Here is a 9811-nt window from a genome sequence, read left to right on the forward strand (position 1 = left end):
TCAGCCGAGGCAAGCATGATGCACGACGACCACGACGACACCCCGGCCGAGACGCTGCGCGAGATCGTCCTCGCACGCCGGCCCGCGCTTGCCGATGCGCCGTGGCAGTTGCATGAGCGCGGCTTCGATTCCCGCGCGCTCTCGATCGGCACGCAGCTGTTCAAGTTTCCGCGCCACGCCGCCGGCGCGGCCAGTCTGCGGCGCGAGGCGGCGATTCTGCAAGTGATCGCCCCGCATTTGCAGATGCGGGTGCCTGACATGGTCCTGCACGAGGAACCCCGGCTGCATTCCGAACATCGGCGGATCCCTGGCGGAATGCTGACGCCGCAGGTCTATGCCGGGCTGCCCGAATCCGACCGGCAACGGCTGGCCGAGCAACTGGCAGGCTTCTATCGCGACCTGCACGGAATCGATGCCGCGCCGCTGCGCGCGGCCGGGGCCGGGCCGGTCGGGGACTGGAACCCGACCAAGCAGATCGAAGCGCAGGCTCTGCCACTGCTGCCCGCCGCGTTGCGCGACCGGGCGGGCAGGCTGCTGCGCAGACAGGCCGCGCTCGGCCCCGACCCGCTGGGCCAGACTTTCGGCTTTTTCGACGGCCACGGCTGGAACATGGCCTTTGCCGACGACCGATTGAACGGCATCTACGACTTTGCCGATTCCGGCTTCGGACCGCTGCACCGCGAATTCATCTACAGCGACTTCATCTCCCGGGACCTGACGCGGCGCATCGTCGCAGCCTATGAGCAATTGCGCGGACTGGCCCTGGACCGCGCCCGGCTCGAGGCCCATATGGCCACCCTGCTGCTGGACGAGCTTGCCGGGACGCTGGAAGAGCCGGAACGACGCGGCGAAACCCTGGAGATCGTGCTGCGCTGGTTTGCCGAGGGCTAGAACTTCAACCACGTTCCCAGCTTCACCGCCCGCTCGCCCTGCCCCGTGAGCGGCTCGATCAGTCCCAGCTCCAGCTTCGCCGGCCCCCAGAGGTCGCGCACCGCCGAGATCGCCAGCTTGCCCGAGAAGCCGGTATCGTCGCGCTGCTCGAAGCGGAACTGGTTGATCAGCATCAGATCGTCGCGCGCGTGCCAGCCCAGGGTCAGGTCCAGCTTGTGCGTGGTCTCGGGGGTCAGATAGGTCGGGTCCTCCCAGATCACATTGGGCTCCTCGGGGTATTCGCGGGTGATGGCGGCGAGTTTCGAGCGGGTCTCGACCGCGAGCCAGCCGCCGCCGGGGATGCGGCGCAAAAGCGGGATGCTGTCGAAGCCCCTGCCCCAGGCCGTCATTATCTGCCCCATCGGGTGATAGCGGCCGTCGCGTCGGATCGCGCCGAGGCCGAGCGATACCGCCCAGCGGTTCGGCCCCTCGGCCCGGCCGAGCGCGCGCTGCCACCAGAGAAGCAGCGTGGTCTCGTCCCGGGTCCGGCCCAGTTCCAGCCCCAGCGTGTTGCGCGGGCCGAGCCCGTATTCGGCATAAAGCCCGCTGTGGCGATTGTTGTCGCGGTCCTGCTCGACCGAAAGCGCGGCGAAGAAGCCGCCGGGGTCGCGCGCCCAGGGGCCGGCCGCGGCGGCCGAGGCCAGCAGCCACAGCGCCGCCAGACAGCAGATTATGCCGCGCATGTCCTGTCCTTTCACTCCCGACCCGACGCCAGACTAGGCGCGGCGTGGTTAGCAAAAGGTTAACGCGGCAAAGAAAAACGCGCCCCGGATTGCTCCGGGGCGCGTTTCCATGAAACCGGGGCTGAAATCAGCCGCGTTCCTCGATGATGGTGGCCAGATGCGGGATCTTGGCGACCATGCCGCGCACGGCCGGGGTGTCTTCCAGCTCGCGGGTGCGGTTCATCTTGTTCAGGCCCAGGCCCTTCAGCGTCTCGCGCTGGATGGCGGGGCGGCGGATCGGCGAGCCGATCTGCTTGACGACGATGGTTTTGGCCATTGTTGCCTCTCCTTACGCTTCGACAGCGGCGTCAGCCGGCTTGTCGTTCGAGGGCAGGATCTCGGCCACTTTCTTGCCACGACGCTGGGCGACGTTGCGGGGCGAGGCCTCTTTCTTGAGACCGTCGAGCGTGGCGCGGATCATGTTGTAGGGGTTCTGCGACCCCTGCGACTTGGCGACGACGTCCTGGACGCCCAGCATCTCGAACACGGCGCGCATCGGGCCGCCGGCGATGATCCCGGTCCCCGGAACGGCGGTGCGCATGATCACCTTGCCGGCGCCGTGGCGGCCCTCGATGTCGTGGTGCAGGGTGCGGCCGTCGCGCAGCGGCACGCGAACCAGCGAGCGTTTCGCCTGTTCGGTGGCCTTGCGGATCGCTTCCGGGACCTCTTTGGCCTTGCCCTTGCCGAAGCCGACGCGGCCACGCTGGTCGCCGACGACCACCAGAGCGGCGAAGCCGAAGCGCTTGCCACCCTTGACGGTTTTCGACACACGGTTGATCGCGACCAGACGGTCGGCGAATTCCGGGGTTTCTTCGCGCTCTTCGCGGCGGCCCCGACGGTTTTCACGTTCTGCCATGAGGCATTCCTTATCAGGTTGGCGACAAGCGCCGGTTCATGCAATCCAGGTGGGCGCCCACGCAGGAGCGCCCCCGGATCATCGGGGCGGCAGGGTGCCGCCCACAGGATCAGAACTTCAGGCCGCCTTCGCGGGCTGCGTCTGCCAAGGCCTTGATCTTGCCGTGGAACAGGAAGCCGCCACGGTCGAAGATGACTTCCTCGACACCGGCTTTCTTGGCCCGCTCGGCAATCGCGGCGCCGATTTTCGCGGCGGCCTCGACGTTGTTCTTGCCGACGACGCCCAGGTCCTTCTCGAGCGACGAGGCGGCGGCCAGGGTGACCCCCTTCGCGTCGTCGATCAGCTGGACGCTGATGTTCTTGGAAGAACGGTGAACGGACAGACGCGGACGGCCGTCCGAGATCTTCCGCAGTTTGTTCCGCACGCGCAGGCGGCGCTTCAGGAACAGCTCTCGTTTGTTCAGTGCCATTTCTCGCGCCCCTTACTTCTTCTTGCCTTCCTTGCGGAAGACGACCTCACCCTTGTAGCGGATGCCCTTGCCCTTGTAGGGCTCGGGGCGACGCCACTCGCGGATGTTCGCGGCGACCTGGCCGACCAGCTGCTGGTCGATGCCTTCCACCACGATTTCGGTCTGCTTCGGCGAGGTGATCGTCACACCGTCCGGCGTTTCGAAGTTCACGTCATGCGAATAGCCCAGAGCCAGTTTCAGGGTCTTGCCCTGCATCGAGGCGCGGTAACCCACGCCCTGGATTTCCAGCTCTTTCTTGAAGCCTTCCGACACGCCGACGGTCAGGTTCTCGACCATCGAGCGGGTCATGCCCCACTGCTGGCGGGCCCGCTTCGAGGTGCCGCGCGGCGTCACCTTGACCGAACCTTCTTCCAGCGACAGGGTCACGTCGTCGGTCGCGGTGAACGTGCGGGCGCCTTTCGGCCCCTTCACCTCGATCGTCTGGCCCTTGATCTCAGCGGTCACGCCTTTCGGGAGGGCGACCGGTTTCTTACCAATCCGAGACATCTCTGCCCTCCTTAGAACACGGTGCAGAGCACTTCGCCGCCGACGTTGGCGTTGCGCGCTGCTGCATCAGACATGACACCCTTCGGCGTCGAGACGATGGAAACGCCCAGGCCGTTGCGGACCTGCGGGATTTCCTTGGCGCCGGCATAGACGCGGCGGCCGGGTTTCGACACGCGGGCCAGTTCGCGGATGACCGGAGTGCCTTCGTAATACTTCAGGCTGATTTCCAGTTCCTTGTGACCGGCTTCGGTCGTGGTTTCTTCATAGCCGCGGATGTAACCTTCGGCTTTCAGCACGTCCAGAACCCAAGCGCGCAGCTTGGAAGCCGGAGTGCGAACGGTCGATTTGCCGCGCATCTGAGCATTGCGGATGCGGGTCAGCATATCGCCGAGAGGATCGTTCATCGACATATTGCCCCCTTACCAGCTCGATTTGACCATGCCGGGGATCTGGCCGAACGAGCCGAGCTCGCGCAGCATGATCCGCGACAGTTTCAGTTTACGGTAATACGCATGCGGGCGGCCGGTCAGCTGGCAGCGGTTGTGCAGGCGCGTCGCCGAGGAGTTGCGCGGCAGTTCGGCCAGTTTCAGGCTGGCCTTGAAGCGCTCTTCCATCGGCAGGGACTGATCGTGGACGATCTCGTTCAGCGCGGCGCGCTTGGCGGCGTATTTCTGAACCAGACGCTCGCGCTTCTTCTCGCGCTCGACCATGGATTTCTTAGCCATATCTTCTTCCCTCCGCGATCAGCTGTTGAACGGCATGTTGAAATGCTTCAACAGCGACTTCGCTTCCGCGTCGGTCGGCGCGGTGGTGCAGATGATGATGTCCATCCCCAGAACTTCGTCGACCTTGTCGAAGTTGATCTCCGGGAAAACGATGTGCTCCTTGAGGCCCATGGCATAGTTGCCGCGGCCGTCGAAGGAGCTGCCCTTGACGCCGCGGAAGTCGCGGACGCGCGGCAGCGCGATGTTGACCAGGCGGTCCAGGAATTCATACATCCGGTCGCCGCGCAGGGTCACTTTCGCGCCCAGCGGCATTTCCTCGCGAACGCGGAAGCCGGCGATGGATTTCTTGGCATGGGTCACCACGGCCTTCTGGCCGGCGATGAGCGAAAGCTCCTCGGCGCCCTGCTTGACCTTCTTGGTGTCCTTGACCGCTTCGCCGATGCCCATGTTCAGGACGATCTTGTCCAGGCGCGGGATCTGCATGTCGTTCTTGTAGCCGAACTCTTCCTTCAGGGCAGCGCGGATGCTGTCCTTGTAGAGCGACTTCAGACGCGGGGTGTAGGTGGCTTGGTCCAGCATCAGATCACGTCTCCGGTGGTCTTGGCGAAACGGACCTTCTGGTCGCCTTCCACGCGGAAGCCGACGCGGGTCGCTTTGCCGTTCTTGTCCAGCAGCGCGAGGTTCGACAGGTCGATCGGCATGGCTTTCGCCACGCGGCCGCCCTGCGCGGTCTGCGTCTGACGCTGGTGACGGATGGCGATGTTGACGCCGTCAACCACGGCCTTGTTCTCTTTCGGGAACACCGCGGTGATCTCGCCCTGCTTGCCCTTGTCCTTGCCGGCCAGCACGACGACCTTGTCGCCTTTTTTCAGCTTGGCAGCCATCACAGCACCTCCGGCGCAAGCGAGATGATCTTCATGAAGTTCTTGGCGCGCAGCTCGCGCACGACCGGCCCGAAGATACGGGTGCCGACCGGTTCGCCCTGGTTGTTCAGGATGACGGCGGCGTTGCGGTCGAAACGGATCGAGGTGCCGTCCTCGCGCTTCACTTCTTTGGCGGTGCGCACGACGACGGCCTTGCGGACGTCACCTTTCTTCACGCGGCCGCGCGGGATGGCCTCCTTGACGGAGACGACGATGATGTCGCCCACCGACGCATAGCGACGGTGCGAACCACCCAGGACCTTGATGCACTGCACCCGGCGCGCGCCGGAGTTGTCAGCGACATCCAGATTGGTCTGCATCTGGATCATAGGGTTACTCCCGACCTTTGGGGACCGGCCTGACCGGCCCCAGGGTATCGATTAAACTGGTGTCAGGCTTGGGCTTCGGCAGCGTCAAGCAGGACGGTCCAGCGCTTGGTCTTCGAGATCGGCGCGCATTCGACGATGCGAACGGTGTCACCGACCTTGAACTGGTTTTCCGCGTCATGGGCGCGGTATTTCTTGGACGACCGCACGGTCTTGTGCAGCAGCGGGTGCTTGAAGCGGCGTTCGACCAGAACGGTGACGGTCTGTTCGTTCTTGTCGCTGACCACACGGCCTTGCAGGATGCGTTTGGGCATGGACCGGACTCCTCAGTTCGCCGCCGCGGCTTCCGCCGCTTTCTGGTTCAGAATGGTTTTCACACGGGCGACGTCGCGACGGACGGCGCGCATGCGGGCGGTCGATTCGAGCTGGCCGGTGGCCTGCTGGAAGCGCAGGTTGAACGCTTCCTTTTTCAGCGACAGAAGCTGCTCGCGCAGCTGTTCCGGCGTCTTTTCTTTCAGTTCCTGCGCTTTCATGCGCCTGTTCCTTTCAACATCACCGGAGAGCCCCTGCATCCGCAGGGCCACCCTGATTCCGGTGGAGTTTCGTGATGAAGCCGTGCCTATAGGCGCGTTTCCCCGCAAACACAAGGGAAAACTTGGGCGCCTGGCGATGCCGGGCGGGCTTGCAGCCGCTCACGCCGCTGTTAGCATCTGCCGGCATATTGCACGAAAGGATATTGCAATGGAACCTGCTGGCCTGTTGATCGGCGGCATCCTGGCGCTGGCGCTGGGGTTTGCCTTTTTCGGCGACGACGATGACGAAGCCCCCGCGCAGCCCGAGCCCGAGATGGACGACGAGGGCCGCGTCACCGGCACCGATGGCGGCGACGAGATCGCCTATGACTATACGGACCACCCCTACCCGACCGAGATCCGCGCCGGCGCGGGCGACGACAGCGTCAGCCTGGCCATGGGCGTCGACACCTATGGCGAGGCCGGAGATGACGTGATCCGGATGGAAGACGCCAATGTGAACGTGATCGACGGCGGCGACGGGAACGACCGGATCGTCCTCGACCGGGCGATCCGGGCCGATGTCCGGGGCGGCGACGGCGATGACACCATCAGCATGAACGACCGCTCGGTCGAGGGGACGAGCAGCATCGACGCCGGCGCCGGCGACGATATCGTCCAGATCGGCAAGGATCCGTCGCTGAGCAGCGACTGGAACCATACCATCCCCGTGGAACTGGGCGCGGGCGCCGACAGCCTGCAGATCGACTTCACCGCCGGCACCATGAGCCCGGGCCAGGCCGGCTCGGGCACCAGCGCCGAGGTTTCGGACTTCGACCCCGCCGAGGACATTCTAACCATCAACATCGCCGAGGGCGACGAGTCCTTCCTCGGCTATGAGGTGGTCGAGCGCGACGGCAATTCCGAGGTGGTACTGACCTATCGCGGCATCGGCTCGGACGAGCAGCCCATGGAATACAGCGCCGTGGTGCGACTGCTCGGCGTGTCCGAGCTGCCGGCCTCGAGCCTGCAGGTGGTGACCGGCCAGGCGGCCTGACGAAACGGGAAAGCCCCGCCATTCGCATGGCGGGGCCTTTTTCTGTGACGCGGGGCCGGAGATTACCAGTCTTCGCGGGCGACGATGCGGGTCAGCACCGGCAGCTTCTGCGCGCCCAGGCGCAGGGCCTCGCGGGCGATGACATCGTTCACGCCGTCGATCTCGAACATGATCCGGCCGGGGTGGACGCGGGCCGCCCAGTAGTCGACCGAGCCCTTGCCCTTACCCATCCGCACTTCAGTCGGCTTCGACGAAACCGGCACGTCCGGGAAGATCCGGATCCAGACCCGGCCCTGACGCTTCATGTGGCGGGTGATCGCGCGGCGGGCCGCCTCGATCTGGCGCGCGGTGACGCGCTCGGGCTCGATGGCCTTCAGCGCGTAGGAGCCGAAGTTCAGGTTAAAGCCGCCCTTGGCTTCACCGTGGATGCGGCCCTTGAACTGTTTGCGGAACTTGGTCCGTTTCGGTTGCAGCATCTTCTTCTCTCCTTAGCGCGCGTCGCGGTCGCGATCACGGCGCGGACCACGCGGAGCCGGGCCGTCCTGCGCCTCGGTGGCGCGGCGGTCGCGGGCCTGCGGGTCGTGTTCCATGATCTCGCCCTTGAAGATCCAGACCTTCACGCCGATGATCCCGTAGGGGGTCGTGGCTTCCGACAGCGCATAGTCGATGTCGGCGCGCAGGGTGTGCAGCGGCACACGGCCTTCGCGATACCACTCGGTGCGGGCAATCTCGGCGCCGCCGAGGCGGCCCGCGACGTTCACCCGGATACCAAGCGCACCCATGCGCATGGCGTTCTGCACGGCGCGCTTCATGGCGCGGCGGAACGACACCCGGCGCTCGAGCTGCTGGGCGATCGACTCGGCCACCAGCTGGGCGTCCAGCTCGGGCTTGCGGACCTCGACGATGTTGAGGTGCAGTTCCGAGGCGGTGAAATTCGCCAGCTTCTTGCGCAGGGTCTCGATATCGGCGCCTTTCTTGCCGATGATGACGCCCGGACGCGCGGCATGGATCGTCACGCGGCACTTCTTGTGCGGACGCTCGATGATCACGCGGCTGACGCCGGCCTGCTTGGCTTCATCATGGATGAAGTCGCGGATCTTCAGGTCTTCCAGCAGCAGATTGCCGTAGTCCTTGTCGTCCGCATACCAGCGGCTGTCCCAGGTGCGGTTGACCTGAAGACGCATCCCGATGGGGTTGACTTTCTGACCCATTACGCGCGCTCCCCTGCTTCGACGGCCTCGACCTGACGAACCTTGATGGTGATTTCCGAGAACGGCTTCATGATCTTGCCGTAACGGCCACGGGCGCGCGGACGGCCGCGTTTCATGACCAGGTTCTTGCCGACCCAGGCCTCGGCGACGATCAGGTTGTCGACGTCCAGGTTATGGTTGTTCTCGGCGTTGGCGATGGCCGATTGCAGGCACTTCTTCACGTCGCCGGCGATGCGCTTGTGCGAGAAGGTCAGGTCGGCCAGGGCCTTGTCCACCTTCTTGCCACGGATCAGCGCCGCGACGAGGTTCAGCTTCTGCGGCGAGGTGCGAAGCATCTTGGTCTTCGCAAACGCCTCGTTCTCCGCCACGCGGCGCGGATTCTGTTCCTTACCCATGGGGATTACTTCCTTTTCGCTTTCTTGTCGGCGGCGTGACCGTAATAGGTCCGGGTCGGCGAATATTCACCGAACTTTTGGCCGATCATCTCCTCGGTCACGGCGACCGGGATGTGCTTGTGACCATTGTAGACGCCGAAGGTCAGGCCGACGAACTGCGGCAGGATGGTCGAACGACGCGACCAGATCTTGATGACGTCGGACTTGCCGGCTTCGCGGGCTTTCTCGGCCTTGCGAAGCACATAAGCGTCGACAAAGGGGCCCTTCCAGATAGAACGTGCCATGGATTAACGCCCCTTCTTCGCGTGACGCGACCGCAGGATATACTTGTCGGTCGATTTGTTCGAGCGGGTCTTGGTGCCCTTGGTGCCTTTGCCCCAGGGGGTCACCGGGTGACGGCCACCCGAGGTCCGGCCTTCACCACCACCATGCGGGTGGTCGATCGGGTTCATGGCGACACCGCGCACGCTCGGGCGGATGCCCTTGTGACGGTTGCGGCCAGCCTTGCCGAGGTTCTGGTTCGAGTGGTCCGAGTTCGACACGGCGCCGATGGTGGCCATGCATTCCTGACGGACCAGGCGCAGCTCGCCCGAGGACAGGCGGATCTGGGCATAGCCGCCGTCGCGGCCGACGAACTGGGCATAGGTGCCCGCCGAGCGGGCGATCTGGCCGCCCTTGCCGGGCTTCAGCTCGACGTTGTGGACGATGGTGCCGATCGGCATGCCGCTGAAGGGCATGGCGTTGCCAGGTTTCACGTCGACCTTGGCGCCGGCGATGACCTTGTCACCCACGGCCAGACGCTGCGGGGCCAGGATATAGGCCTGCTCGCCGTCTTCGTATTTGATCAGCGCGATGAAGGCGGTGCGGTTGGGATCGTATTCGATCCGCTCGACCGTGGCCGAAACATCGAACTTGGTGCGTTTGAAATCGACGATGCGATAGAGACGCTTCGCCCCGCCGCCCTTGCGGCGCATCGTGATCCGTCCGGTGTTGTTCCGGCCGCCGTTCTTGGTCAAACCCTCGGTGAGGGATTTGACCGGGCGCCCTTTCCAAAGCTCCGAACGGTCGATCAGAACCAGCCCACGCTGGCCAGGCGTCGTCGGCTTATACGACTTGAGTGCCATGCTCTCTGTCTTCCG

The 9811-nt window shown here is 64.8% G+C and carries 19 protein-coding genes; 2 read left to right on the top strand and 17 right to left on the bottom strand.

Going from position 1 to position 9811, the window contains the following annotated elements:
- Positions 1-18 precede the first annotated feature (18 nt).
- Entirely contained in the window at positions 19-891 is an 873-nt protein-coding gene (locus ASV56_RS06285) for a phosphotransferase family protein (RefSeq protein ID WP_172823732.1), read from the top strand.
- On the opposite strand, the gene ASV56_RS06290 is transcribed toward ASV56_RS06285, so the two are convergent.
- The 12 genes from ASV56_RS06290 to rpmC form a co-directional block, all read right to left on the bottom strand.
- Positions 888-1613, bottom strand: coding sequence for a hypothetical protein (locus tag ASV56_RS06290; RefSeq protein ID WP_062561248.1), 726 nt, complete (start codon positions 1611-1613; stop codon positions 888-890). The two genes, ASV56_RS06285 and ASV56_RS06290, sit on opposite strands and share 4 nt — an antisense overlap.
- A 127-nt stretch (positions 1614-1740) precedes the next feature.
- Positions 1741-1929 (bottom strand): 50S ribosomal protein L30, encoded by a 189-nt coding sequence (gene rpmD / locus ASV56_RS06295; RefSeq protein WP_062561249.1) that lies wholly within the window; start codon positions 1927-1929, stop codon positions 1741-1743.
- 12 nt (positions 1930-1941) lie between these two features.
- The gene (gene rpsE / locus ASV56_RS06300) at positions 1942-2508 is read right to left on the bottom strand and encodes a 30S ribosomal protein S5 (protein ID WP_017999571.1); all 567 of its coding nucleotides are present in this window, start codon (positions 2506-2508) and stop codon (positions 1942-1944) included.
- A gap of 109 nt (positions 2509-2617) precedes the next feature.
- Entirely contained in the window at positions 2618-2977 is a 360-nt protein-coding gene (rplR, locus tag ASV56_RS06305; protein ID WP_062561250.1) for a 50S ribosomal protein L18, read from the bottom strand.
- Positions 2978-2989: 12 nt separating this feature from the next.
- Positions 2990-3523, bottom strand: a complete 534-nt coding sequence (gene rplF / locus ASV56_RS06310) for a 50S ribosomal protein L6 (protein WP_062561251.1) — start codon at positions 3521-3523, stop codon at positions 2990-2992.
- An 11-nt stretch (positions 3524-3534) separates the two neighbouring features.
- Positions 3535-3933, bottom strand: coding sequence for a 30S ribosomal protein S8 (gene rpsH, locus ASV56_RS06315; protein ID WP_017999568.1), 399 nt, complete (start codon positions 3931-3933; stop codon positions 3535-3537).
- Between the two features lie 9 nt (positions 3934-3942).
- Positions 3943-4248 carry a 30S ribosomal protein S14 gene (gene rpsN / locus ASV56_RS06320; protein WP_019351974.1) on the bottom strand — a complete coding sequence of 102 codons (306 nt, stop codon included), beginning with the start codon at positions 4246-4248 and terminating at the stop codon, positions 3943-3945.
- 18 nt (positions 4249-4266) lie between these two features.
- Positions 4267-4827, bottom strand: a complete 561-nt coding sequence (gene rplE / locus ASV56_RS06325; RefSeq protein WP_062561252.1) for a 50S ribosomal protein L5 — start codon at positions 4825-4827, stop codon at positions 4267-4269.
- Complete coding sequence (gene rplX / locus ASV56_RS06330) at positions 4827-5132, bottom strand: 50S ribosomal protein L24 (protein ID WP_017999565.1); 306 nt, start codon at positions 5130-5132, stop codon at positions 4827-4829. The genes rplE and rplX overlap by 1 nt, the downstream gene beginning before the upstream one ends.
- Complete coding sequence (rplN, locus tag ASV56_RS06335) at positions 5132-5500, bottom strand: 50S ribosomal protein L14 (protein WP_010400243.1); 369 nt, start codon at positions 5498-5500, stop codon at positions 5132-5134. The genes rplX and rplN overlap by 1 nt, the downstream gene beginning before the upstream one ends.
- A gap of 62 nt (positions 5501-5562) precedes the next feature.
- Complete coding sequence (gene rpsQ / locus ASV56_RS06340) at positions 5563-5811, bottom strand: 30S ribosomal protein S17 (protein WP_017999564.1); 249 nt, start codon at positions 5809-5811, stop codon at positions 5563-5565.
- Positions 5812-5823: 12 nt separating this feature from the next.
- Entirely contained in the window at positions 5824-6030 is a 207-nt protein-coding gene (gene rpmC, locus ASV56_RS06345; protein ID WP_062561253.1) for a 50S ribosomal protein L29, read from the bottom strand.
- A gap of 208 nt (positions 6031-6238) precedes the next feature.
- Between rpmC and ASV56_RS06350 the strand changes: the two genes are divergently transcribed.
- Positions 6239-7066, top strand: coding sequence for a hypothetical protein (locus ASV56_RS06350; protein WP_062561254.1), 828 nt, complete (start codon positions 6239-6241; stop codon positions 7064-7066).
- 62 nt (positions 7067-7128) lie between these two features.
- Here the strand turns inward: ASV56_RS06350 and rplP are convergent, their stop codons facing one another.
- From rplP to rplB, 5 genes are read right to left on the bottom strand one after another with little or no spacing between them, the layout of a single operon-like run.
- Entirely contained in the window at positions 7129-7542 is a 414-nt protein-coding gene (rplP, locus tag ASV56_RS06355) for a 50S ribosomal protein L16 (RefSeq protein WP_017999561.1), read from the bottom strand.
- Between the two features lie 12 nt (positions 7543-7554).
- Complete coding sequence (gene rpsC, locus ASV56_RS06360) at positions 7555-8277, bottom strand: 30S ribosomal protein S3 (protein ID WP_062561255.1); 723 nt, start codon at positions 8275-8277, stop codon at positions 7555-7557.
- Positions 8277-8672 (bottom strand): 50S ribosomal protein L22, encoded by a 396-nt coding sequence (rplV, locus tag ASV56_RS06365; protein ID WP_017999559.1) that lies wholly within the window; start codon positions 8670-8672, stop codon positions 8277-8279. The genes rpsC and rplV overlap by 1 nt, the downstream gene beginning before the upstream one ends.
- Positions 8673-8677: 5 nt before the next feature.
- The gene (rpsS, locus tag ASV56_RS06370) at positions 8678-8956 is read right to left on the bottom strand and encodes a 30S ribosomal protein S19 (RefSeq protein WP_017999558.1); all 279 of its coding nucleotides are present in this window, start codon (positions 8954-8956) and stop codon (positions 8678-8680) included.
- A 3-nt stretch (positions 8957-8959) separates the two neighbouring features.
- The gene (gene rplB / locus ASV56_RS06375) at positions 8960-9796 is read right to left on the bottom strand and encodes a 50S ribosomal protein L2 (protein ID WP_062561256.1); all 837 of its coding nucleotides are present in this window, start codon (positions 9794-9796) and stop codon (positions 8960-8962) included.
- Positions 9797-9811: the final 15 nt, after the last annotated feature.

This window comes from Paracoccus aminovorans (genome assembly GCF_001546115.1).
In the GTDB taxonomy this organism is placed as follows: Bacteria; Pseudomonadota; Alphaproteobacteria; order Rhodobacterales; family Rhodobacteraceae; genus Paracoccus; species Paracoccus aminovorans_B.